The following is a 24,326-nucleotide window of genomic DNA, read 5'->3' as shown; positions in this document are numbered from 1 at the left end:
CAGCCTACGGCGTGCCACGGACACGCGCGCGGTCGAGCATCCCTGCATCCGCTCCCGCCGCCCGGCACCCCGCCTGCGGGGTCAGTCGATCGGCTCGACGATCGGGATCGACGTCGTGATCACGGGCACGGATGCCGACATGCGCGTGCCGTCCTCGCGGCGGGCGTCCGCGAACTGACGCAGCGTCGGGCGCCCCGGCAGCAGCGGCCCCTGATCGGCGAGCTCGACCACGACCTCGTGCTCCTCGGACGCGATGTACGCGGTGTCGCGGACCGTGAAGGGCACCGGATCGCCGCTCCGCACCTGCACCCGCAGCTCCTCGCGGGTCACCGTGACCTGCACGGCCGACCCCTGCCACTGCAGCGAGTACGACAGCGAGGGCCAGTCAGCCGGAAGTCGCGGGTCGAAGCTGAGCTCGCCGGCGTAGTCGCGCATGCCGCCGAAGCCGCAGACGAGCGCCGTCCAGACACCGCCGGCAGAGGCCACGTGCACCCCGTCTGCGGCGTTGTGGTGCAGATCGTGCAGGTCGACGAACAGCGACTGCAGGAAGTACTCCAGCGCGAGGTCCTGGTATCCGACCTCGGCGGCCAGGATCGACTGCACGACGGCGGACAGCGTCGAGTCGCCCGTGGTCAGCGGGTCGTAGTAGTCGAAGTCGGCGCGCTTCTCCTCCGGCGTGAAGTGGTTGCCCTGCAGGAACAGCGCGAGGACGACGTCCGCCTGCTTGAGCACCTGGAAGCGATAGATCACGAGCGGGTGGAAGTGCAGCAGCAGCGGACGCTGGGACGCCGGCGTGTGCGCCAGGTCCCACACCTCGCGCTCCAGGAAGAGCGAGTCCTGAGGGTGGATGCCGAGCGCCTCGCTGTACGGGATGAACATCGCCTCGGCGGCATGGTCCCACTCCGCGGCCTCGGCAGGACCGAGGCCGGTGCGCTCGACCAGCCGCGCGTAGTCCTCGGGAAACACGTCCTCGATCTCGCGCACGATCTTCGCGGCATAGCGCAGGTTGTAGCGTGCCATGACGTTCGTGTAGAGGTTGTCGTTCACGACCGTCGTGTACTCGTCGGGCCCGGTCACGCCGTGGATGTGGAAGGTCTCCTCCTCACCCGTCGCGGAGCCCGGCGATGCACGCCAGAATCCGAGCGTCGCCCACAGCCTGGCCGTCTCGATCGCGATGTCCGCACCCTCACGGCGCAGGAACTCCTCGTCGCCGGTCGCCCGCACGTACTTGCCGACCGCGAAGCTCACGTCGGCGTTGATGTGGTACTGCGCGGTGCCCGCGGCGTAGTACGCCGAGGCCTCTTCGCCGTTGATCGTCCGCCACGGGAACAGGGCGCCCGCCTCGTTCAGCTGCACCGCCCTGCGCCGGGCGGCGGGGAGCATCAGCACCCGCGCGCGCAGCGCGTTGCGCGCCCACTGCGGCGACGTGTACGTGAGGAACGGGAGGACGTAGATCTCGGTGTCCCAGAAGTAGTGGCCACTGTATCCGGAGCCGGTGACCCCCTTCGCAGGGACACCGACGCCGTCGGCACGCGCCGCGGCCTGCGCGAGCTGGAGCATGCACCAGCGCGCCGCCTGCTGCAGATCGTCGTGCCCCTCGATCTGCACGTCGCTGCGCTCCCAGAACGCCGCGAGCCACTCCCGCTGCCGCTGGAACTGCGTCTCCACCCCCTCGACCGCGACCCGGTCGAGGGAGCGGCGGCACCGGTCGACGAGCTCGCGCGGCGTCACTCCGCGAGAGGTGTGGTAGCTGACCAGCTTGGTGATGCTGATCGGCACGCCGGCGCGCGCCTGGACGCGGAACACGTTCTTCGCGATGTCCGGCTCGATCAGGGTGCGCGCGTCGTAGTCGTTCTCGGTCTCCACGACGTGGTCGGCGACGACCGCGACGGTCATCCCGGAGGCCGCGACCCGGTACGACAGCGCCGAGCGCAGTCCGCTCTGCCAGTGCTCTGCGGGTTGCAGGACCCGCTCGACGATCTTCTCGGCCTTGCGCGGATCGAAGCCGGCTCCCTTCGCCGCCACGGGGGTGCCGGCGTACACGCCGGCACCGTCCTGACGATTCAGCATCTGGCAGCTGATGGTCACAGGAGCATCCGCGTTCTCGACCACGACCTCGAGTCGCAGGATGGCGAGGTGGCGCTCCTCGAAGCTGACGATGCGCTCGTCCCGCATGCGCACCCGCTTGCCGGAGGGCGTCTCCCACAGCAGGACCCGCTCGAGCACGCCGGTGCGCATGTCGAGGGTGCGCCGGTACTCGCGCACGTCCGCGTCGTCGAACGAGATCGGCTCGTCGTCGACGTACACGCGCATGACCTTCGCGTCCGGCGCGTTGACGATCGTCTGCCCCACCTCGGCGAAGCCGTAGGCCTGCTCGGCGTGCCGGATCGGCCAGGTCTCGTGCAGCCCGTTGATGAACGTGCCGTGCTCGTGCGCACCGCGACCCTCGATGTGGTTGCCGCGAAGACCCAGATAGCCGTTGCCGATGCCGAACAGCGTCTCGCCGACGCCGTCCTCGCTGTAGCGCGTCTCGATGAGGCGCCACGGGTCGACGGGGAAGCGGTCGCGATCGATCATGCGGTCTCCTCGGAGTCGGAGTCGGAGTCGGAGCGGGAGTCGGAGTGGGAAGAGGTCACGAAGGCGTCGAGGTCGTCGACGACGAACGTCGCGCCTGCTGCGCGCAGCGAGTCCGCTCCGGTTCCCCGATCGACGCCCACGACGGTCGCGAAGCCGGCTGCGGCCGCGGATGCCGCACCCGAGGTGGCATCCTCGACCGCGACGCTGTGCGCGGGGTCGACGCCCAGTGCTTCGGCTCCGGCGCGGAACATGTCGGGGGCAGGCTTGGAGGCGAGGTGGTCGCGCTCGGCCACGACGCCGTCGACGACGACGCGGAAGAAGGAGCGGATGCCGGCGGCGGCGAGCACCTCCTCGGCGTTCTTCGAGCTCGACACGACCCCGAGCGGGATGCCTGCAGCCTGCAGCCGCTCGATCAGCGCCAGCGAGCCGGGGAACGGAGCGATGCCCTCCCCACGCAGCGACACCGCGAATGCGGCGTTCTTGCGATTGCCGATGCCGCAGATCGTGTCGGCCTCCGGCGGATCGTCCACCGCACCCCACGGCACCTCGACATTGCGGCTGCGCATCAGGCTGGCGACCCCGTCGTAGCGCTTCTTCCCGTCGACGAAGTCGAAGTAGTCCTCGTCGGAGTACGCCGGTGTGATGTCCCAGCGCTCGAACACCTCGTCGAACACGGCCTTCCAGGCGCGCATGTGCACTTCGGCGGTCGGCGTCAGCACGCCGTCGAGATCGAACAGCACGCCGTCGGCGGCGAAAAGATCCGGCAGGGTTTCGGGCACAGGGACCTCCGGGTGGGGAACGGCGGGCTCGGCACCTCTGCGTGCCACTGTGCCAGCGTAGTGCGGCCCAGGTGGCGAGGTAACCCCCCTTGCCCGTGCGGCCTCGGTCAGAGCATCCCCGCGGTCTGCCGTGCGATCTGCAGCTCCTCGTTCGTCGGCACGACGAGCACGGCGACGCGGGATGCGTCGGTGGAGATCCGGCGGATGCCGCGCTCGCGCGCGATGTTGCGCGCCGCGTCCAGCTCCACCCCGGCGAATCCGAGCGTGGCCACGGCCGCTGCGCGGACGGGAGCGGCGTTCTCGCCGACTCCGGCCGTGAACGAGATGACATCCACCCCGCCGAGCTGCGCGATGTATGCCCCGGCGTAGGCCCGCAGGCGGTGGATGTACACGTCGAACGCGAGGGTCGCGGCGTCGTCCCCTGCGTCGACTCCCGCGAGGATGTCGCGCATGTCACTGCGGCCGGCGAGGCCCTTCAGGCCGCTGCGAGTGTTCAGCAGCGCGTCGAGATCGTCGATCGAGCAGCCGGCGCGGCGGGACAGGTGGACGAGCGCCGCCGGGTCGATGTCGCCGGACCGGGTGCCCATCACGAGCCCCTCGAGCGGCGTCAGCCCCATCGACGTCTCCACTGACCGGCCGCCGTCGATCGCGGTCACGGATGCCCCGTTCCCGAGGTGGAACACGATCTGACGGAGGCCGGCGGGGTCGCGGCCGAGGAACGCGGCCGCCGACTCGCTGACGAACTGATGGCTCGTGCCGTGGAACCCGTAGCGGCGCACGCGGTGCGCGGCGGCGATCTCGGCGTCGATCGCGTACGTGTACGCGGCCGGCGGCAGGGTCTGGTGGAACGCCGTGTCGAAGATCGCAAGGTGCGGCACGTCGGCGAACACCCTCTTCGCGGCGCGGATGCCTGCCAGGTTCGCCGGATTGTGCAGGGGCGCCAGCACCGAGAGCTCGTCGATCTGCTCCTCGACGTCGCGGGTGATCGGGGTCGGCTCGTAGAACCTCGCGCCACCATGGACGACGCGATGGCCGACGGCGGCCGGCGGATGCTCGGCGAGCCGAGGCCCGTGCTCGGCGAACTGCTCGAGCATGACCGCGAACGCGGCCTCATGATCGGCTACCTGCCGCTCACTGCTGTACGAGGCGTCGAGCATGGTGACGACGGCATCCGCATTCAGCGGCGGGCGCACCGTGTGCGTGATCGCTCCGGGGGGCTGGCCGATCCGCTCGATGAGCCCGCTCGCGAGCTCGTTCTCGCCCTCGATGTCGATCAGGCTGTACTTCAGCGAGGAAGATCCGCTGTTGATCACGAGGATGACGCTCACGAGGCCGCTCCCGTCTGCTGGGCCTGGATCGCGGTGATCGCGACCGTGTTCACGATGTCATCCACCAGGGCACCGCGCGACAGGTCGTTGATCGGCTTGTTCAGCCCCTGCAGCACCGGGCCGATCGCGACCGCCCCCGCCGAGCGCTGCACGGCCTTGTACGTGTTGTTGCCGGTGTTGAGGTCGGGGAAGACGAACACCGTCGCACGGCCGGCGACGGCCGAGTCCGGCAGCTTCGCCTTGGCCACCGCGGCGTCGGCCGCGGCGTCGTACTGGATCGGCCCTTCGACCGGCAGCCCTGGTGCGCGCTCGTGCACGAGAGCGGTCGCTGCGCGGACCTTGTCGACGTCGGCGCCCGTGCCGGACTCCCCCGTCGAATAGGAGAGCATCGCGACCCGCGGCTCGATGCCGAACTGCCGAGCCGTCGCGGCGGACGAGATCGCGATGTCGGCGAGCTGCTCGCTGGTCGGATCGGGGATGACCGCGCAGTCGCCGTACACGAGCACGCGGTCGGCGAGCGCCATCAGGAACACGCTGGAGACGACGTTCACCCCCGGCTTCGTCTTGATGATCTCGAACGACGGTCGGATGGTGTGCGCCGTGGTGTGCGCGGCCCCGGAGACCATGCCGTCGGCGAGCCCGAGATGCACCATCATGGTGCCGAAGTAGGACACGTCGGTGACCGTGTCCGCGGCCTGGGAGAGCGTGATGCCCTTGTGCGCCCGCAGCCGCGCGTACTCCGCGGCGAAGCGCTCGACCAGCTCCGGGTCGGTGGGGCTGACCACGGCCGCGGCGGAGAGGTCGAGGCCGAGCGCCGCGGCCTTCGCGCGGATCTCCGTCTCGTCGCCGAGGATCGTCAGATCGGCCACGTCGCGGGCGAGCAGCAGAGACGCCGCGCGCAGGATGCGCTCATCGTCGCCCTCCGGGAGCACGATGTGCCGCCGGTCGGTGCGGGCGCGCTCGATGAGACCGTATTCGAACATCAGCGGGGTGATCACGGTCGATCTCGCGAGACCCATCTCGATCGTCAGCTCGGTGATGTCGACGTGGGACTGGAACAGGCCGAGGGCGGTCTGGTACCTCTTGCCGGATTCTGCGGTGATCCGCCCGCGCGTGCTCATGATCCGCACGGCCGCGTCGTAGGTCCCGAGGTCCGTGGCGACGATCGGGATGCTCACGTCGAAGCCGTCGAGGAGGCGCAGGATCGGCTCCGGCAGCGCGAACGGGCCGTTCAGCACGATTCCCGCCAGTGACGGGAAGGTGCCGGATGCCGCCGCGAGCAGCGTGGCGAGGAGCACCTCCGAACGATCGGCCGGGATGACCACGACCGCGCCCTCGGTCAGCCGCGGCAGCACGTTGACCATCGACATGCCGGCGATCACGATGCTGTACGCCTCGCGTTCGAGAAGCTGTGCGCCGCCGCGGACCAGCCGCCCGTCGACGGCGTCGAGGATCCCGCGCATGGAGGGTGCGACGAGAGCGCGGTCCTCGGGGATGGCCCATACCGGGTTCCCCCCGGCCTGCACGCCGTCGGCGATCTCGGCGAGAGCCTCGGCATCCGCCCTGTTCACGATCACCGCGAACAGCTCGGCGCGCTCCGCGGCGAGCTCTGCGACGGCGAGCGCGGCGATCTGCGCGATCTGGTCCGCGGTGCGCGCGGTGGTCGTGCCGAGCTGCTCCGCCTGGTTCTGCTGGTCTCTGCCGGAGAGGACGAGCAGCACGGGTGCGCCGAGGTTCGCCGCGACCCTGGCGTTGTAGCCGAGCTCGGCGGGGCTGGCGACGTCGGTGTAGTCGCTGCCGATGATCACGACGGCGTCGCACCTGGCCTCGACCGCCTTGAACCGGGAGACGATCTCGGAGAGGGCGCGGTCAGGATCGCGGCGCACGTCGTCGTAGGTGACGCCGATGCAGTCCTCGTACTCGAGGTGCACGCCGTCGTGCGCGAGCAGCAGCTCGAGCACCTCGTCCCGCTCGGTGACCGAGCGCGCGATCGGGCGGAAGACGCCGACGCGGGGGCTCACGCGCATCAGCGCATCGAGCACGCCGAGCGCGATCGTCGACTTGCCGGTGTGTCCTTCGGCCGAGGTGATGTAGATGCTCTGCGCCACGGGTTCAGCCTATGCGGCGGGGCAGACTCCGGACAGCGCGTCGACGACGGCGATCGCGTCGGCCTGGTACTGCGCGTAGTAATCGCGCTCGGTGTTGATCTGCACCCGGTGGATGGCATGGGACGGCGGCATCGTCTGCCAGCCCTCCAACCGGCCGAGGCGCGCATAGAACAGCGTCGCGGCGCCGGCCGGGTCCATCCGCGTCTCGGCGCTGCCCCACCACTGCTGCTGCTGGAACAGGCCGATGCTCGTGGTGCGGGACCCGTCGGGGTTCGTGAAGCCCCGGGTCTCCCAGTCGCCGTAGTCGATGTTGCGCAGGCTGCTCTCCCCCATCGCCGTCATGACTCCGAGGATCTGACCATCGCGTCCGAAGCCGAGGTCGGAAGCCGTGCGGACGATGGTCGCGGCATTCTCGAGCTGCTCGCCGTGCCACCCCTCGACGCCCCCGGCGGGGAAGGTCGCCGGCTCCTCCACGCAGAACTCCGCGGGCTCCTGCGCGAGGCTGAGCGGCAGCAGCACGGCGACGCCGGCGATCAGCGCGACGACGCCGGCCGACACGGCGATCCTGCGCAGCATCCGCATGCGCTGCCGCCTCCTGTGTGCCCGCTGCCCCGGCGACGGGCGCCGCCTTCGCGCCGCGGGCCGCCGGCTCCGCGACGGTCTGCGGCGTGTGCGCGCAGCGGTCACTCTCGCCGACCCCCGACGGAGGCTCGAGGACGCCGTCCGGCGAAGGCGGCGAGCGCGCCGCCGATCGCGCCGAACAGGTGTCCCTGCCACGAGATGCCCGCACGCACTCCGAACACGCCGGCGAGCATGGAGCCGCCGTAGAGGCTGATCACGATGAGGGCGACGACCGCGTACAGGATCCGGTACGAGACGCGCCCCGGCGCGAACACCCGCATCACGACGTACCCGAAGTAGCCGAACACGAGGCCGGATGCTCCGACCGTCACGGTGCCGGGAGCGTTCACCAGCCAGGTGCCGATGCCGCCGATGATCGCGATGATCGCCGTGGCGGCCCAGAATCTGCGACCGCCCTCGACGGCGACCAGGCAGCCGAGGACCAGGAAGGGCACTGAGTTCGCGATCAGGTGCGGCCAGCTCGCGTGCAGCAGCGGACCGAGCGCGATCCCGGCGAGTCCCGCTGCGTCCCAGGAGCGCAGACCGAATCCGGTGAACGAGCCGGGGAGCACGGCGTCGGCGAACTGGATGATCCACATCGCGGCGAGAAGCAGGACCGGCGACGCGAAGCGACCGAGAGCGGATGAGCGCGGGGATTCGGCGGGGCGGTGCATGGCGGGGCTGATCACGTCATGATCCTCGCAGGGCAGCCACAGAGGATGCTGACAAAGGAAATGACCCTCCGCGCACCCAGCAGAGCCCGGTTACCCTTGCTGCGTCTCCGCCCTGGGGGAATTGGCCTGGATGCCGCCACGCGGAGAGCCGTCAACCATCTTACCCGACCTTCGACAGGCTCAGGTGCCCAGGTGAGGTTGGGTCGCTGAGCCCGTCGAAGCGTACGATCGATTCACGCGCAACGCTGCGCCCACGCGCGAGAGGGAACGCATGCCAGAGAACGCCCCCCTGATCCCGGCTTCGATCGATGCCGAGCAGTTCGCCGCCCAGACGTCGTCGATCCTCGGATCTGTGGGACAGGTCATCGACGGGAAGCCGGATGCCGTGCGCAGCGCTCTGGTGTGCCTGCTGGCCGAGGGGCACCTGCTCATCGAGGACGTGCCTGGCGTCGGCAAGACCATGCTGGCCCGCGCGCTGGCTGCGAGCGTGGACGCCACCGTGCGGCGGATCCAGTTCACCCCCGATCTGCTGCCGGGAGATGTCACCGGGGTGAGCGTCTACAACCCCGTCGACCGGGAGTTCGAGTTCAAGCGCGGCGCGGTCTTCGCGCACATCGTGATCGCCGACGAGATCAACCGCTCCTCGCCGAAGACCCAGTCGGCGCTGCTCGAGGCGATGGAGGAGGGGCAGGTCACGGTCGACGGCGCGACGCATCCGCTGCCGCGGCCGTTCCTCGTCGTGGCGACGCAGAATCCGCTGGAGATGGAGGGCACGTACGCGCTGCCGGAGGCGCAGCGCGATCGCTTCATGATGCGCATCTCCATGGGATATCCGGATGCCGCGGCCGAGGCCCTCATGCTGCGCCAGCGCGACGTCGTGAGCCCGCTGGACGCGGTGACGCCGGTGGCGGACGCCGCCTCGGTCGCCGGCCTGATCGCATGGGCGCGCTCGGTGCACGTCGCCCCCGCGATCGAGGAGTACGCGGTCGCACTCGCCCAGGCCACCAGAGCCGACCCGAACCTCCACCTGGGGGCGAGCCCGCGGGCGACCCTGCAGCTGGTCAGGGCGGCGAAGGTCTGGGCGGCGCTCGACGGCCGCGACTTCGTGATCCCGGACGATGTCACGTCCCTGCTGATCCCGGTGCTCGCGCACCGGCTGCTTCCGGCCCGCGGAGCGCATCGTGCGGGCGCGCAGCCGGTCGAAGCGGCCCTGCGGCAGATCGTGGAACGCGTGCGGGTCCCCGTCGCGGTCCGCTCCTGAACGGGCAGCCGTGCCACGCCGTCGTTCCCTCACCGCCCGAGGCGCCGGTGCGCTGCTCGCCGGGCTCGGCTGCCTGATCGCGGCGAACCTGGTCGGAGCATCCATCCTGCTGTACATCGGCATCCTTCTCCTCGCCCTCACCGTGTTCGCACTCCTGGTGGTCCGCGTGCCGCGCCGCAGCGGCACGGTCGCCAGGCAGATCTCCACCGATCTGCTCACGGTCTCCGAGACGTCGAGGGTGAACGTGCGGTTCAGTCTCCGCGCGATCCGGGTGCCGCACGGGCTGTGGCGCGATGTCCTCCCCGACGCGGTGGACGGAGACTCGGCCGGAGAGTACCCGCCGGAGGGCGGGCAGCTGAGCTACCTGATCACCGGGGTGCGCAGAGGCGTCTGGCCGATCGGCCCGCTGATGCTGCGCACGGTCGATCCGTTCGGGCTGGCGCAGCGCGAGCAGGCGTTCGGCGACACCCGCACGGTGACGGTCGTTCCCGAGGTCTTCACGCTCGCCCCGCTCACCGTCAAGGTGGGAGCAGCCGGCGGCACCGCCCACACCTCGTCGAGCCGGCTCGGCCAGGGCAGCGACAACCTCTCACCGCGGCACTACATCCCCGGCGACTCGATGCGGCGCATCCACTGGCGAGCGACGGCGCACCGAGGCCAGCTCATGGTGCGGCAGGAGCAGGAGGAGTCGAGCCCTGACGCTCTCGTGATCCTCGACCGCGCCGCCGCGCGCTGGGGCGAACAGGGCGAGCAGGCGGATCCCGCGTTCGAAGCGGCGGTCTCGCTGTGCGCCTCGGCGGCCGTGCACCTGATGCAGGAGGGGTACGGGGTGGACGTGATGGACAGCGCGGGGAACGCACTCGGCACTCTCCGCGGGCACGAGGACGACAGGGACGGGCTGCTCGTCGCACTGGCGCTGGTCACGCCGCGAGGCGGGTCGCGCGATCTCACCAGCCTGATCGGGGGCACACCCCCGGGCCCCCTCGTGTACATCACCGGACGGCTCGACGAGGAGGACGCCACGCTGCTGCGGCCCTCGGGCGCGGCAGCGCCGATGCTGTTCACGACCGACGCGCAGGAGGGCGCGGCCGAAGCCGCCGCCCAGCACGGCTGGCGAATGGTCGTGCTGGGCGACGACGTCGCCGAGGCCTGGGAGGATGCCCTCCCCGAGCGGACGGGCTTCGGCGATGTCCAGCGCTGAACGCGGGCAGCGGCGCGCCGCGCCGTCGTCCTGGCATCGCGACTGGGAGACGCCTCAGAGCCACCTCGTGCCGGCGGTGCTCGCCGCGGCCGCGTCCCTGGTCGCGATGTGGCCCTACACCTCGGTGATCGCACCCGGCTCCTGGTCGTTCGCGGTGCTCGCGGTGATCGTCGTCACCGCTCTCGCCGGGCTCGGCGTGCGCACTCTGCTGAGCCGGAGCAGAGGCTGGATCCGCGGGTTCGCGACATTCGGAGCACAGCTCGCGGTCGCTGTGGCCACGCTCACCCAGCTCGTCGCCGGCGACACCGCGATCTTCGGTGCGATCCCGACTCCGACGACGCTGCTGACCTTCCGGACGCTGTCGGAGGCAGCCTGGCAGGAGGTGGCTTTCGGCACCGCGCCGATCGAGGGGACCCCCGGGATGCGGGCCGTCATGGGCATCGGGTTCGCCGTGGTCGCGATCCTGATCGATCACCTCGTCGCCGCCCGCAGCGCGGTCGTCGCCGGACTCGTCGCCGCCGTGGTCGGCGCGGTCCCGATGATCGTGACGCTCGGCGGAGCGAACGTCGTCTGGTTCGTGATGCTCGGCATCGTGCTGCTGCTCCTGTTCCGCCACACCGCCGGACGGCATCCGGAATCGCCACGGCGTTCCTCGACCGCCCTCGCCGCCGGCGTCGGCGTCGCCGCCCTTCTCGCGACCGTCGTCGTCGCGCCGGCGCTGCCGGTGTCGGCGACCCTCGCCGGCACGGGTGTCGGCGTCACCATCGATGCGTCCCTGCGGCTGGGTGACGACCTCCGCCAGCCCAACCCCGTCGAGGTGCTGACGGTGGCGACCACCGCGGACTCCGCCCCCTACCTGCGCCTCACCACGCTCTCGCAGTTCGACGGGAGGGTGTGGCAGCCCGACAGGGGCGACCTGCTGCGGCAGAGTGAGGGCTTCGGCCCGGAGGAGTGGGGCGAGGGCATCGCGACGGAGCAGGAGAGCACGTCGATCCGGGTGATCCGGGTGTCGAGCTCGTGGTTGCCGGTGCCCTATCCCGCGACGAGCATCCAGGGCGTCACCGCGACGTGGCAGCTGATTCGCGAGAACCGGACGGTCGCCTCCCGGAACGCGGATGCCGTCGGCAGCGACTACACAGTCACGTCGATGCGCGTGATCCCGACGCTCGAGCAGATCCGTGCACTCGCGGCCGCCGAGCCGCTCGCGGATCCGGGTGCCGAGCCGGTGGCGCTTCCCGAGGTGATCGCGCGCACGGCCGCCGAGGTCACCGCCGGAGAGGAGAGCGACTACGACCGGCTGGTCGCCCTGCAGGGCTGGTTCCGCAGCCAGTTCATATACTCGCTGGAGACTCCGGTCGAGGAGGGGTTCGACGGCACCGGAGCAGAGGCCGTCGCGCAGTTCCTCGAGGCGCGCTCCGGCTACTGCGTGCATTTCGCGGGGGCGTTCGCCCTGATGGCGGAGAGCCTGGGGATGCAGGTGCGCATCGTCGTCGGGTATCTGCCCGGCGTCCTGACGGATGAGAAGCGCGGCGGGGACAACGTGTTCTCGGTCGCCAGCGACCAGCTGCATTCCTGGCCCGAGGTGCTGTTCCCCGGCGTCGGGTGGGTGCCGTTCGAGCCGACCGCCTCGCTCGGCGTGCCGACCGCGTTCGCCGCCGGCACCACCGCCGGCGGCGGTACGGGCGGTCCCGCGACCCCCGCCCCGACCGTGGCGCCGGGCGCCGAGGAGACCTCGGGACCGGAGGTGGATCGCGGCGAGAACGACCCGGATGCCGGCGGGACCGGGCAGCTCCGCCGCCTGGATCCGACGCCGATCATGGTGGGCACTGCGGGGGTGCTCTTCGTCGTGCTGCTGCCTGCGCTGATCCGCATGGGCGTGCGGACGGCGCGCCGCGGCCGTGCTGCCGGCGGCGATGCCGGGGCCGCCTGGACCGAGCTGCGCGCGACGATGCTGGATCTGCGCCTGCCGGTGTCGGATGCCGATTCCCCGCGGAAGCGGGGAGCGCTCCTGGTCGGGGAGAACGGCGTCGACGCGGCGACGATGCGGAGGCTGACGGATGCCGTCGAGCGGGCGAGCTACGCCCGCGAAGGCGCTGCCACCGCCGACCTCGCGGCGGCTCTCGACGACGTCCTCAGGGAGCTGCGACGGAGCGTCGACCGCATGAGCAGGGTGCGGGCGCTGCTGCTCCCCCGCTCGCTGGTCGCCGGCCGCGGGGTCGACGCGCCGCTGCTCGCCTAGGCGGAGGTCGGTGCCGTCAGGCCGCGTGCACGTCGCAGCGCACCGCGTCGCAGCTCTCGCAGACGACGAACTGGGTACGGCATGACGGGTCGGGGCAGTTCGCCGTGCGCTTGGTGGGGGTGCCGCATCCGGCGCACTCCCCGATCACAGCCGCATGACCGGTGAAGTCGACCGAACCGCGCTTGTCGAACACGTAGAGCGAGCCCTCCCAGAGACCGTCGTCGCCGTACTCCTCGCCGTAGCGGACGATACCGCCCTCGAGCTGGTAGACCTCGCCGAAGCCCCGGGACGTCATCAGGCTGGACAGCACCTCGCACCGGATGCCGCCGGTGCAGTAAGTCACGACGGGCTTGCCCTTGAGGTCGTCGTACGCGCCGGAGTCGAGGAGCTGCACGAAGTCGCGGGTGGTGTCCGCATCGGGAACGACAGCGCCCCGGAAGCGGCCGATCTGGGCCTCGAGGGAATTGCGTCCGTCGAAGAAGACGACCTCGTCGCCGCGCTCGTCCATCAGCCGGTGCAGGGCCTCGGGCGTGAGTCGTGCGCCTCCGCCGACGACGCCGTGCTCGTCGACGCGCAGCTCTCCTGGCGCGCCGAACGAGACGATCTCGTCCCGCACCTTGACGCTGAGCTTGGGGAAGTCGAGGCTGCGCCCCTCGGCGTCGACGCCGGTGCCCTCGCTCCACTTGATGTCGGCATCCTTGAACGGGGAGTATGACCGGAACGATCGCGCCCACTTCTTCAGCACCGGCAGGTCGCCGCCGAGTGTGCCGTTGATGCCGTCCTTCGAGATCAGCAGGCGCCCGCGCAGCCCGAGCGCCTCGCCGAGGTCGCGCTGCCAGAGCCGGATGGCCTCGGGGTCGGCGAGCGGCGTGAAGGCGTAGAAGAGGACGATCTTGGGTGTTGCCACCCAGGAATCCTACGTCGACTCCGCCCCCCGATCACTCCGCAGGGTGGAGGAGCCCAAGCCGCTCGAGGAGCGGGTTCCGATCCGCCGGGTCGGCGATGATCCCCGCCACCTCGTCGAGACCGACCACGGGGAAGCGGGAGACCGCCCCGATCTTCTCCGCGCTGGCGAGCACGAACACGTCAGCGCTGCGCGCCGCGAGAGCGCGCTTGGTCACGGCGTCGTCGAGCTCTCCCGTGGTAAGCCCGGCGTCAGGATCGGCGCCGGTGACGCCGAGGAAGAAGGCATCGGCCCCGAGACGCGCGATCGTCTCCTGCGCAAGGGCACCGCCGGCGACGCCGGAGTGCCTGCTGAGCTCGCCGCCGACCATCAGCACGCGTGCCTGCGAGTGCTCCATCGCGGCGAGGGCGACCGCGGGGCTCGGCGTGATCACGGTGAGGCCGGCTCCGTGTGGCAGCATCCTCGCCATCGCGAGCGTCGTCGTCCCCGCGTCGAGGACGATCGTGGATGCGGGGCGGATCAGGCGGACGGCCGCGCGGGCGACACGCTGCTTGCTGTCGGTCGCGACGGTGAGCCTCTGCTCGACCGGGGCTTCGGCTGCCGGCACCGGCACCGCTCCGCCATAGACCCGCACGCAGGCTCCGGCATCCGCGAGCTCCCGCAGATCACGACGGATCGAGTCCTCCGAGACGCCGAGTTCCGCCGCGGCATCCTTCGCGACGATCCGTCCTTCGCGCCGCAGGACGCTCAGGAGATGATCTTTGCGCTGCACACCCAGCATTCGCACTTCTTCCTGTTGTTGCATGTTTCTGCACAGTTAACGCTACAGTGTCCGACATGAAGAAGCCACTCCTGATCCTGATCGCCGGCCCCTATCGCTCGGGCACCGGCGGCGACGCGGACGCGATCGCCCGCAACCTCGAGCGACTGGAACGGGCGGCGGCTCCACTGCACCGGCTCGGCCACGTGCCGATGATCGGAGAGTGGGTCGCGCTGCCCACCCTGCGAGGCATGTCCGAGCCCGAGGCAGCCGGGAGCGACGTCATGTACGACACCGCCGCGCGGCTGCTGCAGCACTGCGATGCGGTGCTCCGGCTCCCCGGCGACTCCGCCGGCGCCGACAACGACGTCGCGATAGCCCGCGAGCGGGGGCTTCCGGTGTACTTCTCGCTCGACGAGGTGCCGGCTGCCTGACCGCCCTGTCAACGGGGGCCCGGCCGATCGGATAGGATGGACAGGTTGTTCCTGGTGACGTGTCCGAGCGGCCGAAGGAGCACGCTTGGAAAGCGTGTGTTGTGCAAGCAACCGCGGGTTCGAATCCCGCCGTCACCGCCAGTTTGAAAGCCCTGACTCCCCTAGAAAACGCTGGGGAGTCGGGGCTTTCTTCATTCCCTGATCTGACCCCGTGGCAACACTTTGGCAACAACTGCTGATCGCATGTCTCAAGATCGCAACATGGATCCCCAGGATCAGGTGTTATCGTGGGGGGACGTTCCTCCCCATGTATGGGGCATGGTGAGGTAATCGGAGACGGAGATCGACATGGCTTCTGAGGCCCTCGGTAGCGCCTATGTTCTCTCGAAGGCTGGCGCATCTCAGCTGGCAGAGATGGCGGCTCACGGGAGCGCCCCCGTGGCGTCGCCCGGGTTTTCGTCGCGCCTTCACGCTCCGACAAACGCAGATCGGCGCCTTTCGACGCTTGAGCGTCTTGTAAGCGCACACACCACGAACGGACGTTGAGCGCCTCTGGGGCGTCTCGTATCGCGTACGACGTCTTCGCCCTCGCCGATATCCAGCAAGAGAAGTATCAGGCGCTCGCTGATCGAGTTAACGAGCGGATGACTCAGTTCAAGTGCGAGCGTTCCCCGCACCTGCAGAACTTCGCTCGCACAAGCGTTCGTAAGTACGAAGCGCACGGGCACAGCCGCACATACGTGATGATCACGGCTGCCGATGACACGATCGACGTCGCCGGGTTCTTCACCGTCGGGATGACGGCGCTCAACTTCAGTCAGGCGAGTGCGACCGCGCGTAAGAAGCTGATGGGAGACATCAGCCGTGAGCAGACCGGCGCATACAGCATCGCCGAGTTGGCTCGCTCGGATGACTTCTCGTCTAAGCAACTCCCGGGTTCGACGATCCTGGATGAGGCGAAAGAGGTCATAAAGCGGGCGCGCAACTACGTCGCGGGGCGGTTCCTTGTCGTCGATGCGCGCCCGGAGGTGTTCGAGCGCCTCTATCGACCGGCAGGATTTCGACAGATCGATGTCGCCACACCCCCGCGTGACATGCAGGATGTCGAGTTCATCACGGCATGCGCCGTCATCAAAGATTGGTGATGACCGCACGGCGAGCCTGATCGAGGGCAATCGCAACACTGTCAAGGTCGTCATCGAAGAGATCCGCGTACGTGTCGAGCGTCATACTCGCCGACGCATGGCCGAGCATCCGCTGCACGGCCTTCACGTTGGCACCAGCGCTGATCGCCAAGCTCGCCGCGGTATGCCGCAAGTCGTGAGGCGTGACACGCGGCATCCGCGCCGGCTCTTCCTCGCCTCGGGACTTCGCCACAGCCGCGGCCTTTGCTTCGACCTCGAGCACGCGATTCACCGCGCCGGCGAACCAACCCTTGACGCTGTTCGGCAGCCGCATATGAACCAGCCCATCACCGAACAGGAGATCATCGCGGCTCTTGCCCTCGCAGAGCTTCGCGACCGGTAGCGCCAGGAACTCGGGATAGGGCACCGAGCGAGCCTCATGGGTCTTCGGCGTCCCGATGTGGATGACGCCGCCGACCAGGACCGCGTTCTCTTCGACGTTCACGCGCCGCCTGAGCGCGTCGACGTGCTTCACCCGCAGCCCGGTAGCCTCACCCCACCTGAGGCCCGTGTACGCGAGGAACAGGACCAGGACGGGATGCCCTGACGCATCGGCGAGCGTCTGCACCTGGCGGTGAGTGAGGTACGGCTTCGACTTCGACACCTTCCGCGGCAGCGAGACCCCTCGAGCGACGTTCCGGCTCACCCGCCGATCCTTCAGAGCGACGTCCAGCACCGCGGCCAGCACACCGTGCGCTCGCAGCACCGTCGTGGCAGCTCTATCGCGCGAGAGCTCCGAAACCCAGTCCTGTACTTCGGAGTGCCTCACTCCCCCGACCTGGCGTGCACCCCAGCGCGGCTGCACGTGCGTCTCCCACGCTCCGCGCAGCGCCTGATAGCTCGATGGCTTCATGACCTGTTCACGCGCCCTGAGCCACCCTGTGGCGATTGAGGCAACATCCTCGCGCGCGTCGGCTGGGTTGACGTAATCCCCCTTCGCCTTCCCGATCTCGACTTCCGCAAGTCGCAGCTCCGCGTCACGTCGGCGCGTGAATCCTCGCTCCTGGGTCTGCTTGTGATCAGGGCGTCGGTAGACGATCCGATAGAACCTCTTGCCAGCCTTCGTCTCGTAGGAGTGGATGCTACCCATCGTCGTTTCCGAAGTGCTCGTCATCTTCTCTTAGGACGGCTAGAACCGCGCGAGCGTGCGGTCCTAGCTCGGCGATCCGATTCAACTTCAATGATGACTCAAGCGACACTAGGGCATCTGAAGCAGCGACCCACGCGGGCGTCTGACGCAGTAGCGCACCTTCGGCATACTCTTTGTCGCTTGGATGAAGATCCTCCATAACGTCAGCCGTGCGAGCGAACGCCAGCATGGCCTTGGCGTAGGCGATGCCAGACTCTCGCAAGGCGCGCATCGCCTCTTCTAGGCGCCCTCCCGCGCTGAACATGGGAGCACGCTCCGATCCGATCCCGAGCAGCGTAGTCACGGGAACGCCAAGTGTCGCAGCGATGGCGACGAGCTCAGAGACGACGACCTTGCGAGTGCCGCTCTCAATCTTGTAGATCGTCTGTTGCCGGAATTCATGACCAAGGATCGTCGCGACGCGTCCTGCGAGACCCTCTTGCGACATGCCCTGCGCTTCGCGTGCGCGCTTGATCTGTCGTGCCAGCTCTTCATCCGGTACAGCCATGACGTTAAGCCTACTCCAAAAAATTGTAGAACAGCTAGACAATCTCGTTGTAACACTGCTACGGTGTTAAAAATCAACGCGACGACGTTGTGCTTGCAGGAGTAACAGCCCGTCAAGGCCCGAAAGGGAACCGGGGACAGCCCGTAATCGGCTATGAGGACTGCGAGCGTCAATCCCAAAGACGTGATTGGCAGCGAGAGATTTAGCCCAGCGGAAGCCAGCCCTGTTGGCGGTTCCACAAACGAATGAAAGGAGGCCGACATGGCCACTGCAACTAACGAACTCACCGAGTACCTGACAGCCGAGCAGGTGTGCGAGATCGTACCCGGCATGACGAAGGGGAACCTTGCGCAACTCCGATTCAAGGGCACCGGCCCGAAGTTTCTGGCCCCGACGCCCCGCCGAATTGTCTACCGCCGCGCCGACATCATCGCGTGGCTCGAGGGGTCCGAGCGCACCAGCACCGCTGAGGTGGCCTAATGGCTCGGCCGGCCTCACGGGCACGGGCGATGGTCCTCGAGGGCCACAGCGTCGAAGCAGAGTCGAAGGCTGACGCCGCGACGCTCGCGAAGGTGGAGGTCGTTGTCCTCGACATCCTCCGCACGGCTGGCCCGCTCGTCGACGACTCGATCGTCGCCCTCTACCGGTCCCGCGTAGAGCACTATCCCGGCGTGCCGATGGTCACCCCGCAGCGGATTCGCACTTCACGGGCACGTCTCACACGCCGCGGGCACGTCGCCGACTCGGGTCGCATCGGAAAGTCTGCGCTCGGCAACGCGGCCACCGTCTGGAAGCTCAACATCCCGAAGGACACCGCAGCATGACCAAGAAGAACGCCCCCAGCTATGCGGCTGCAACCGCTGCTGAGGGCAATGACCAGAACACCAACAACCAGAAGGAGAACCAGATCATGTCCATTATCTCAGACACCAGCGCTCAGGTCGAGACGCCCCGCTACATCGTCGTCGCCACCGATGTGCTCGACCAGGAGACGGGCCTCATCGCGAAGTTCCAGCACGCGGAGGTCGCACGACTCGGCGCGGAATGGCTCAACACCCCCGACGCGACGCCGGAAGACTACGAGTGGACCACCACCGAGCAGTGGGTCGCCGTACACCCCGAGGTCGCAGCAGCCGCCCCCGCCTGGGCCAACAGAATCGGCACCATCGATGACTTCGAGTGCGTCGGGCTGTTCTACGGATGGAGTCAGGGAGCCGTGGAGATCAGCACCGCGGCATCCTGGCGCGACGGAGTTGTCCAGCAGCACGACAAGGGCGTGTACGTGTACTTCAGCAAGAACGAGACCGAGGTCACAGCCGACGATCTCCGCCGCTACGCTGCCGACTTCACCGCCGCTGCTGATGCCCTCGACGCCGCAGACCCGCCCCTCTCCGCAACCGCATCGATGGGAGCCCGCAACCTCGCCCAGAAGATGCGCGAAGGCGGGTTCAAGACCATCGGCGAGATGGTCGCAGCGCAGGAGGTGACCCAGTGACGAACCCGTTCGGCATTCAGCAGAGACCCGAGTCGATCCGGGTCGCGAAAGAACTCGTATCCATCGCCACGAATACCGAGTTCGGTGACCTGCGGAACGAAATGGTCGAGCGCCTGCTCATGCGCAAGATCCACGGCGAAATCGGCACTGCCGCGGCGCGGGTCGAGGTGCTCATGGCGGTCCTCGAGTTGGTGCTCCTGACCGTGGAAGTGCAAGCCGACGACATCGCGAAGACCGGCGAGTTGCGTAACCTGCTCGACGTCATCACCACGCATCCCGAGTTCGCTCAGATGGTGAAAGCCGCGGAGGCCGAGCAACCCCGCATCCTCCGCCGATCCAGCGACATCGACGACGACCTACGGGAGAGGGACCAATGACCAGGGAGAGGCCCGCACCTTCGGGAGCGGGTCTCCCCCAGCACCGGATCACACCCGACGCATCCCGAACCCTCGATGCGTGGGCATGGGGACTCGCAGACGGATCGCTGCGCCTCTGGCAACTACCCGATGCCGTCTGCACCCTCTACAACGTCGCCTACACGCAGGGCCGCGCATCCCGAGATGACGAGATCCGCGTTATGCGTATCGACGCGGATCGTCACTGGCTCCTCGCGATGCCAGACACCACGCGCCGCGCGTATCTGCTCAGCCGGCTCGATCAGGCCGCGGAGCTCGCGAACCGCCCCGACGTGGACGACGTACTCGATGAGGCGTGGCGTATCTACCTCGCCAACCTCGACAACATCCGGGAACCGCTGCGGCTCCCGTCAACTGAACATGGAAGGACGGCCGCCTGATGACTGATCAGCGTGACCTGCTACTCACCCCCGCAAGCCAGATCCCCACCCGCCGCCAAGCGTGGCTGTGGGCCGGCCGCATCCCCCTCGGCACGACGACGATATTCGCCGGCCGCGGAGGGGAAGGGAAATCGACGTTTGCGCTCTACCTCGCCGCGCTGATCAACAAGGGCGAGCTTGAGGGCGACCTTCACGGTAACGGCTACCCGGTTCTCATCGTCAGCCACGAAGACGACTGGTCTACGGTCATGAACCCCCGACTGATCGGAGCCGGAGCGAACCTGGATCACGTCTACCAGGTGAAGGTGCGGATGACGATCGACGAGACAACATCGGAGACTGTGCCAGCGTTCCCGATCGACCTCCAGTTGATCCGCGATGCCGTCGAGCAGACCGGGGCGCGGATGATCATCATCGACCCGATCACGTCGACGATCAGCGGCGACCTCCACAAGGTCACCGATGTGCGCCGAGCGCTCGACCCGCTCACGCAGCTCGCGCAGGCGCTCGAGATAGCGGTCATCGGGATCATGCATTTCAACAAGGGCACCGGGAACGCCTCAGACAAGCTCTCAGGCTCCCACGGTTTCCGAGACGCTGTGAGGTCCGTGTTGCTCTTCGCGACCGACGACGAGACCGGGCAGAGAGTCGTCACGCTCGACAAGGCGAACTACTCGCAGGACCGCGGCGCATCGTTCGCGTTCAACCTGATCAGCACCCCCGTCTACACCGACGACGGAGCATGCTCAGATATCGGCGTCGTCCAGTACCTCGGCGACACTGACGTCACCGTCAGCGACATCATCAACCGCACCGCCAACGGGGACGCCGAGACCGTCGACGACCGTAACGCCGCTCAAGCGTTCCTGCTCGACTACCTCCGCGACCGTGACGGATACGAAGCGGCAGCCAGTGACGTCATCAAGGCGGGCCGAGCAGCCGGATTCAGTGAGCAGGAGATCAAGGACGCCAGGCGCCGCTGCCGTAATCCGCGCGTCGCATCGCAGAAGTCGGGCGGCCGAGGAATCGGGTGGGTCTGGGCGATCTCACCTGAAGGTGGCACCAAAGGTGGCGAAGGTGGCACGGTTCCGAACCCCGCCACCTTTGCCACCTTCACGCCACCTTTGACTCAGGCAGCGGCCGACGACAAGGAGGTCGCACCAGTGTCCTACCTCGACTACCGGCCCGCGATCATCGACCGCGCCGACATGACCTGTCCAGTCTGCAGCGAGCCCGTCAGCATGAACAACCCCGGCTACTGCGACACCATCGACACGGCCCACGCGAACTACCGAGCAGATCACCCGGTGACCGCATGAACGCCGCCCGGGTCACCTCAGCGATCACCTGCCCCGACTGCACCTCAGAAACTCAACTCATCGAGATAGCACCCAAGGTGTACGCCGCAGCGGTCCTGCACGACGACACATGCCCTTGGCTCGCGCAACAAGGGAAAGGCGGGCCGAACGCATGACCCCACCATCCCGAACCCCCGTCAGCTGCACCCGATGCAGCCGCGTCATCGGCGCGGGCCGTATCCACTACGTCATCAACACGATCCATGTCTTGTGCGTCAAGTGCCTCAGCGCGCCGATCAGCCACAAGCTCGAGCACCCCGAGTGCCGCGAGCACTGGCACGACATATACGACCACCCGGTCAAGCTCTGCACTCGCGCCGCAGCCCACGTGATCACCACCCGCGCGAGGAAAGGAACGAGATATGAGCGCCCCGCGGCCACTGAACATGCGCGCTATGGCAGACGTCTGGGATGACCCCGTGGCATTCGCCCGCGAACTGCACAAGTACTACACCCAACTCGAAGCATCCGGGCACCGGCTCCCCGCCCACGACTGGACCCAAAGAGAGGACACCTAATGCCACGCCGATGGACCAACGCCGACCAGTACAACGGAGCCGACCCGAAATCACTCCGCAACATCAGCACCGAGCTCCGCAACGACTGGAGCGCCTGGCAACAGGAGAACGCGATCCGCTACTTCCGGAACACCTACACACAGGAGACGACATGACCCAACTCACCCACGACGACATCAAGACGATGACGCCCGCCGAGATCGTGAAAGCCGACGAAGACGGCCGGCTCAACGAGATCAAAGGCATCCCCGCACCCCACACCCCCGGCAACACCCTCACCAGGGACGACGTGAACAAGCTCTACGCCGAAGGCCGCTTCGCTGAGATCACAACCGCAGCCGACGAAGGCCGCATCCACTACGAAGGAGACAACTGACATGCGCATCAAGTTCCAGAACATCCCACCCGCCGACACCCTCCCCAAGGGCGCACACACCCTCCTGAAGGAGATCAGCGACCTCCACCAGCGCCGCCGCGCAGCCGTCGCCGTCACCCTCGAGCTACGCCCCAGCAACCTCACCGGAGGGCTCGACGACACGGCCCAGGCAGCAGACGCCCATGCGGTAGCCACCGCAACCCGCAAGGGCACCACGCTCGCGAACCCGACCGAACACCAAGACGCGCTCACCGCGCGACGAGACGCAGCCGACCAGCAGGTCGCAGCCCTCGAGCGCGCGATAGAAGCAGCCGACCGAGACCTCGATACATGGGTCCAGCAACACCACGAGAGCATCCTCACCCACCAGCAGCAGCGACTCGCCGACACCGCCGACACCCTCACCGACATGCTCGCATCCATCGCACCAGCCCGAGCCGCCTACGACGAAGCACGCGCCGCTCTCGCCTGGACCGACAGGGCAGAGGCCAACAGCATCGTCAGCTGGACCATCACCAGCAGCGGCAACGAAGCACCACGCCGCGAACACACCGACAGCCGGCACCAGCACCACGGAGCCGACCCGATCTAACCCCAACTCGAAGGGGTGTTCGACTCCGCTCGAGCACCCCCGGGGGTACACCCGCGATCGCCTTCCCCTTTCCGAACCGCCGGAGAGGTGGTTTCCCTCCCGAAGCGTGCCAGGCCTCATTTTTACGTACAGATGTTCGAAGATTGGAGAATCATGGTGGTTCCATCGGAGTTGAAGAAGCGCGGCCGCGCGCTGTGGGCTGAGCTGCATGAGCGCCTGGAGTTCGATCCGCACGAAGATGAGCTCGTGTTGGAGGTGTGCCGAGCGGTGGACACGATCGATGCGCTTGCGGAGACGATCGAGCAGGACGGGGTGACGTCGACCGGCTCGATGGGTCAGACGGTTGTGCATCCGGCGATCCCGGAGCTTCGCCAGCAGCAGGCGGGGCTGTCTCGACTGGTGGCGACGTTGAACCTGTCGGATGCGATGGACGGCAGTAACGGGCAGGTGGCACTGTCCCGAGCGATTTCGTCTCAGGCTCAGGCCGCGGCGAACGCTCGTTGGGCGAAGTCGAAGCGAGCACGGGGTGCCTAGGCTCAGGAGCCGCGCCGCGAGCGGCAGTGCACCGGAGGAGTTGCGGTCTCGTCTGCATCCTGTGTGGGCCGATCCTACGGGCTGTGCAGCGCTCTGTGACCGCCTGGGAGTCTCAACGGTAGGCGACGGTCCTCTGTCCTGGTTTGACGCCGTGGCGCGCGCGTGGGGCGTCTCCCAGGGATGGGCGGAAGAGCCCGCGCGAGTGTCGTTCGCGAGTCTGATCGGTGCCGGCGTCCCCATGTTTGCGTTTCGGATGCTGCAGCAGGAGAAGCGACCAGGCGTGTACCCGGAGTTCGTGTTGACGGATGTGGGGTGGGAGTGGATCAGGGAAGCAGAAGCTCGCATTCTCGCCGGGGGCCGGAATCCAGTGCTTAACTAAGCGTCAGCATTCAGCCCCGTCCGGGGTCGGATGCTGACCTACGGATTGAAAGGGCTGCCATGGCGACCGATAGCGAAACACTCAAGGGGATACTGAAGGAACTTGAGAGCATCACCTTCCTCCTGGGCGACGTGAACGAGATCCGCAACGGGAACTATGATCCGCCGAACGGGTCGAACCCCACACCGCGCCCGTCGAAGCCGCGCACGTTCAACGACCTGTACAACGTGCTCGACGGCATCCATGTCGAGTCAATGCGGCAGACAGAGTTGCTTGAGAGCATCCTTGATGCTCTCGGCGACGAGGAAGAGGTTGACCCCAGGCTCATCCCCGATGAACCGTTCGACCCGAGCTCCATATAACAACGGAGGCGCATCAACAAAGCGGCTGAGCGGGATGAGAACACCGCACGCAAGCCGGATGCTCCCCTCCGAGTCCGCAGCGCTCGGCATGGCCATCGAGGAGATGGAGAAGCCGGCGGCTCGCGAACGCATGACCGCGGGTATCCCTGGGTTCCCGGGAACCCAGGGTAGCAAGTGGGGTCACCAGACTCGCCCGAGCGCAGTGAGGC

At 68.0% G+C, this 24,326-nt stretch carries 27 protein-coding genes, 1 tRNA gene and 1 other RNA gene; 18 read left to right on the top strand and 11 right to left on the bottom strand.

Features of this window, described 5'->3' with window-relative positions; genetic code table 11:
* Positions 1-81: 81 nt before the first annotated feature.
* The 7 genes from IPV10_RS05000 to ffs all read right to left on the bottom strand — a co-directional run bounded on the left by IPV10_RS05000 (position 82) and on the right by ffs (position 8,240).
* Positions 82-2,577 (bottom strand): glycoside hydrolase family 65 protein, encoded by a 2,496-nt coding sequence (locus IPV10_RS05000; protein ID WP_207481054.1) that lies wholly within the window; start codon positions 2,575-2,577, stop codon positions 82-84.
* Positions 2,574-3,356 (bottom strand): beta-phosphoglucomutase family hydrolase, encoded by a 783-nt coding sequence (locus IPV10_RS04995; RefSeq protein WP_207481273.1) that lies wholly within the window; start codon positions 3,354-3,356, stop codon positions 2,574-2,576. Before IPV10_RS04995 ends, IPV10_RS05000 begins: the two co-directional genes overlap by 4 nt.
* A gap of 107 nt (positions 3,357-3,463) precedes the next feature.
* Positions 3,464-4,684: an acetate/propionate family kinase gene (locus tag IPV10_RS04990; protein ID WP_207481052.1), complete on the bottom strand. Its 1,221-nt coding sequence runs from the start codon at positions 4,682-4,684 to the stop codon at positions 3,464-3,466.
* On the bottom strand, positions 4,681-6,792 hold the full coding sequence (gene pta / locus IPV10_RS04985; protein ID WP_207481051.1) for a phosphate acetyltransferase: 2,112 nt from the start codon (positions 6,790-6,792) through the stop codon (positions 4,681-4,683). The genes IPV10_RS04990 and pta overlap by 4 nt, the downstream gene beginning before the upstream one ends.
* A 9-nt stretch (positions 6,793-6,801) precedes the next feature.
* Entirely contained in the window at positions 6,802-7,374 is a 573-nt protein-coding gene (locus IPV10_RS04980; RefSeq protein ID WP_242684667.1) for a hypothetical protein, read from the bottom strand.
* 101 nt (positions 7,375-7,475) lie between these two features.
* A complete protein-coding gene (locus tag IPV10_RS04975) occupies positions 7,476-8,102 on the bottom strand; it encodes a rhomboid family intramembrane serine protease (protein ID WP_307861061.1) in 627 nt (208 codons plus the stop codon).
* Positions 8,103-8,143: 41 nt separating this feature from the next.
* Positions 8,144-8,240: signal recognition particle sRNA small type (gene ffs / locus IPV10_RS04970), an RNA gene on the bottom strand.
* A 118-nt stretch (positions 8,241-8,358) separates the two neighbouring features.
* Between ffs and IPV10_RS04965 the strand changes: the two genes are divergently transcribed.
* From IPV10_RS04965 to IPV10_RS04955, 3 genes are read left to right on the top strand one after another with little or no spacing between them, the layout of a single operon-like run.
* Complete coding sequence (locus tag IPV10_RS04965; protein ID WP_207481047.1) at positions 8,359-9,348, top strand: MoxR family ATPase; 990 nt, start codon at positions 8,359-8,361, stop codon at positions 9,346-9,348.
* A gap of 10 nt (positions 9,349-9,358) precedes the next feature.
* A complete protein-coding gene (locus IPV10_RS04960) occupies positions 9,359-10,549 on the top strand; it encodes a DUF58 domain-containing protein (protein WP_207481045.1) in 1,191 nt (396 codons plus the stop codon).
* Positions 10,536-12,788 (top strand): DUF3488 and transglutaminase-like domain-containing protein, encoded by a 2,253-nt coding sequence (locus tag IPV10_RS04955; protein WP_242684666.1) that lies wholly within the window; start codon positions 10,536-10,538, stop codon positions 12,786-12,788. The genes IPV10_RS04960 and IPV10_RS04955 overlap by 14 nt, the downstream gene beginning before the upstream one ends.
* 16 nt (positions 12,789-12,804) lie before the next feature.
* Here IPV10_RS04955 and IPV10_RS04950 read toward each other — a convergent pair whose 3' ends face one another.
* The gene (locus IPV10_RS04950; protein WP_207481042.1) at positions 12,805-13,695 is read right to left on the bottom strand and encodes a rhodanese-related sulfurtransferase; all 891 of its coding nucleotides are present in this window, start codon (positions 13,693-13,695) and stop codon (positions 12,805-12,807) included.
* 31 nt (positions 13,696-13,726) lie between these two features.
* Positions 13,727-14,473, bottom strand: coding sequence for a DeoR/GlpR family DNA-binding transcription regulator (locus tag IPV10_RS04945; RefSeq protein ID WP_207481040.1), 747 nt, complete (start codon positions 14,471-14,473; stop codon positions 13,727-13,729).
* Between the two features lie 56 nt (positions 14,474-14,529).
* Between IPV10_RS04945 and IPV10_RS04940 the strand changes: the two genes are divergently transcribed.
* The 3 genes from IPV10_RS04940 (at position 14,530) to IPV10_RS04930 (ending at position 16,031) form a co-directional block, all read left to right on the top strand.
* Positions 14,530-14,886 carry a DUF4406 domain-containing protein gene (locus IPV10_RS04940; RefSeq protein WP_207481038.1) on the top strand — a complete coding sequence of 119 codons (357 nt, stop codon included), beginning with the start codon at positions 14,530-14,532 and terminating at the stop codon, positions 14,884-14,886.
* Between the two features lie 53 nt (positions 14,887-14,939).
* Positions 14,940-15,027: transfer RNA gene (locus IPV10_RS04935), tRNA-Ser, on the top strand.
* Between the two features lie 401 nt (positions 15,028-15,428).
* Positions 15,429-16,031, top strand: a complete 603-nt coding sequence (locus IPV10_RS04930) for a hypothetical protein (protein WP_207481037.1) — start codon at positions 15,429-15,431, stop codon at positions 16,029-16,031.
* Here the strand turns inward: IPV10_RS04930 and IPV10_RS17375 are convergent.
* The gene (locus IPV10_RS17375) at positions 16,018-17,160 is read right to left on the bottom strand and encodes a site-specific integrase (RefSeq protein ID WP_207481035.1); all 1,143 of its coding nucleotides are present in this window, start codon (positions 17,158-17,160) and stop codon (positions 16,018-16,020) included. The two genes, IPV10_RS04930 and IPV10_RS17375, sit on opposite strands and share 14 nt — an antisense overlap.
* Entirely contained in the window at positions 17,153-17,707 is a 555-nt protein-coding gene (locus tag IPV10_RS04920; RefSeq protein ID WP_207481033.1) for a helix-turn-helix domain-containing protein, read from the bottom strand. Before IPV10_RS04920 ends, IPV10_RS17375 begins: the two co-directional genes overlap by 8 nt.
* Before the next feature lie 261 nt (positions 17,708-17,968).
* On the opposite strand from IPV10_RS04920, the gene IPV10_RS04915 reads away from it, so the two are divergent.
* From IPV10_RS04915 to IPV10_RS04865, 12 genes are all read left to right on the top strand, one after another.
* Positions 17,969-18,187, top strand: coding sequence for an AlpA family transcriptional regulator (locus IPV10_RS04915; RefSeq protein WP_207481032.1), 219 nt, complete (start codon positions 17,969-17,971; stop codon positions 18,185-18,187).
* Entirely contained in the window at positions 18,187-18,531 is a 345-nt protein-coding gene (locus tag IPV10_RS04910; protein WP_207481030.1) for a hypothetical protein, read from the top strand. The genes IPV10_RS04915 and IPV10_RS04910 overlap by 1 nt, the downstream gene beginning before the upstream one ends.
* A complete protein-coding gene (locus IPV10_RS04905; RefSeq protein WP_207481028.1) occupies positions 18,528-19,202 on the top strand; it encodes a hypothetical protein in 675 nt (224 codons plus the stop codon). The genes IPV10_RS04910 and IPV10_RS04905 overlap by 4 nt, the downstream gene beginning before the upstream one ends.
* Positions 19,199-19,579, top strand: a complete 381-nt coding sequence (locus IPV10_RS04900) for a hypothetical protein (protein ID WP_207481026.1) — start codon at positions 19,199-19,201, stop codon at positions 19,577-19,579. Before IPV10_RS04905 ends, IPV10_RS04900 begins: the two co-directional genes overlap by 4 nt.
* Entirely contained in the window at positions 19,576-19,998 is a 423-nt protein-coding gene (locus IPV10_RS04895; RefSeq protein ID WP_207481023.1) for a hypothetical protein, read from the top strand. The genes IPV10_RS04900 and IPV10_RS04895 overlap by 4 nt, the downstream gene beginning before the upstream one ends.
* On the top strand, positions 19,998-21,317 hold the full coding sequence (locus tag IPV10_RS04890) for an AAA family ATPase (protein ID WP_207481021.1): 1,320 nt from the start codon (positions 19,998-20,000) through the stop codon (positions 21,315-21,317). Before IPV10_RS04895 ends, IPV10_RS04890 begins: the two co-directional genes overlap by 1 nt.
* Positions 21,318-21,751: 434 nt before the next feature.
* Entirely contained in the window at positions 21,752-21,874 is a 123-nt protein-coding gene (locus tag IPV10_RS17135; protein WP_278249311.1) for a hypothetical protein, read from the top strand.
* On the top strand, positions 21,874-22,029 hold the full coding sequence (locus IPV10_RS04885) for a hypothetical protein (protein ID WP_207481019.1): 156 nt from the start codon (positions 21,874-21,876) through the stop codon (positions 22,027-22,029). Before IPV10_RS17135 ends, IPV10_RS04885 begins: the two co-directional genes overlap by 1 nt.
* Positions 22,026-22,250 (top strand): hypothetical protein, encoded by a 225-nt coding sequence (locus IPV10_RS04880; protein WP_207481017.1) that lies wholly within the window; start codon positions 22,026-22,028, stop codon positions 22,248-22,250. Before IPV10_RS04885 ends, IPV10_RS04880 begins: the two co-directional genes overlap by 4 nt.
* A gap of 1 nt (position 22,251) precedes the next feature.
* The gene (locus tag IPV10_RS04875; protein WP_207481015.1) at positions 22,252-22,842 is read left to right on the top strand and encodes a hypothetical protein; all 591 of its coding nucleotides are present in this window, start codon (positions 22,252-22,254) and stop codon (positions 22,840-22,842) included.
* Between the two features lie 132 nt (positions 22,843-22,974).
* Entirely contained in the window at positions 22,975-23,376 is a 402-nt protein-coding gene (locus IPV10_RS04870) for a P27 family phage terminase small subunit (RefSeq protein ID WP_207481013.1), read from the top strand.
* Positions 23,377-23,814: 438 nt separating this feature from the next.
* Positions 23,815-24,117 (top strand): hypothetical protein, encoded by a 303-nt coding sequence (locus IPV10_RS04865; protein WP_207481011.1) that lies wholly within the window; start codon positions 23,815-23,817, stop codon positions 24,115-24,117.
* Positions 24,118-24,326 lie beyond the last annotated feature (209 nt).

Source organism: Microbacterium sp. SD291 (assembly GCF_017355365.1).
Classification (GTDB): Bacteria; Actinomycetota; Actinomycetes; order Actinomycetales; family Microbacteriaceae; genus Microbacterium.
Note: the sequence above shows the minus strand (reverse complement) of the source record. Positions and strands in the feature narration are given on the sequence as shown.

Coding starts and splice junctions, on each gene's coding strand:
- IPV10_RS05000 (WP_207481054.1), bottom strand. CDS start 2,577: ATGATCGATCGCGACCGCTTCCCCGTCGACCCGTGGCGCCTCATCGAG.
- IPV10_RS04980 (WP_242684667.1), bottom strand. CDS start 7,374: ATGCGGATGCTGCGCAGGATCGCCGTGTCGGCCGGCGTCGTCGCGCTG.
- IPV10_RS04965 (WP_207481047.1), top strand. CDS start 8,359: ATGCCAGAGAACGCCCCCCTGATCCCGGCTTCGATCGATGCCGAGCAG.
- IPV10_RS04955 (WP_242684666.1), top strand. CDS start 10,536: ATGTCCAGCGCTGAACGCGGGCAGCGGCGCGCCGCGCCGTCGTCCTGG.
- IPV10_RS04945 (WP_207481040.1), bottom strand. CDS start 14,473: ATGCTGGGTGTGCAGCGCAAAGATCATCTCCTGAGCGTCCTGCGGCGC.
- IPV10_RS04940 (WP_207481038.1), top strand. CDS start 14,530: ATGAAGAAGCCACTCCTGATCCTGATCGCCGGCCCCTATCGCTCGGGC.
- IPV10_RS17375 (WP_207481035.1), bottom strand. CDS start 17,160: ATGGGTAGCATCCACTCCTACGAGACGAAGGCTGGCAAGAGGTTCTAT.
- IPV10_RS04920 (WP_207481033.1), bottom strand. CDS start 17,707: ATGGCTGTACCGGATGAAGAGCTGGCACGACAGATCAAGCGCGCACGC.
- IPV10_RS04915 (WP_207481032.1), top strand. CDS start 17,969: ATGGCCACTGCAACTAACGAACTCACCGAGTACCTGACAGCCGAGCAG.
- IPV10_RS04910 (WP_207481030.1), top strand. CDS start 18,187: ATGGCTCGGCCGGCCTCACGGGCACGGGCGATGGTCCTCGAGGGCCAC.
- IPV10_RS04905 (WP_207481028.1), top strand. CDS start 18,528: ATGACCAAGAAGAACGCCCCCAGCTATGCGGCTGCAACCGCTGCTGAG.
- IPV10_RS04895 (WP_207481023.1), top strand. CDS start 19,576: ATGACCAGGGAGAGGCCCGCACCTTCGGGAGCGGGTCTCCCCCAGCAC.
- IPV10_RS04890 (WP_207481021.1), top strand. CDS start 19,998: ATGACTGATCAGCGTGACCTGCTACTCACCCCCGCAAGCCAGATCCCC.
- IPV10_RS17135 (WP_278249311.1), top strand. CDS start 21,752: ATGGCAGACGTCTGGGATGACCCCGTGGCATTCGCCCGCGAACTGCAC.
- IPV10_RS04885 (WP_207481019.1), top strand. CDS start 21,874: ATGCCACGCCGATGGACCAACGCCGACCAGTACAACGGAGCCGACCCG.
- IPV10_RS04880 (WP_207481017.1), top strand. CDS start 22,026: ATGACCCAACTCACCCACGACGACATCAAGACGATGACGCCCGCCGAG.
- IPV10_RS04875 (WP_207481015.1), top strand. CDS start 22,252: ATGCGCATCAAGTTCCAGAACATCCCACCCGCCGACACCCTCCCCAAG.
- IPV10_RS04870 (WP_207481013.1), top strand. CDS start 22,975: ATGTTCGAAGATTGGAGAATCATGGTGGTTCCATCGGAGTTGAAGAAG.
- IPV10_RS04865 (WP_207481011.1), top strand. CDS start 23,815: ATGGCGACCGATAGCGAAACACTCAAGGGGATACTGAAGGAACTTGAG.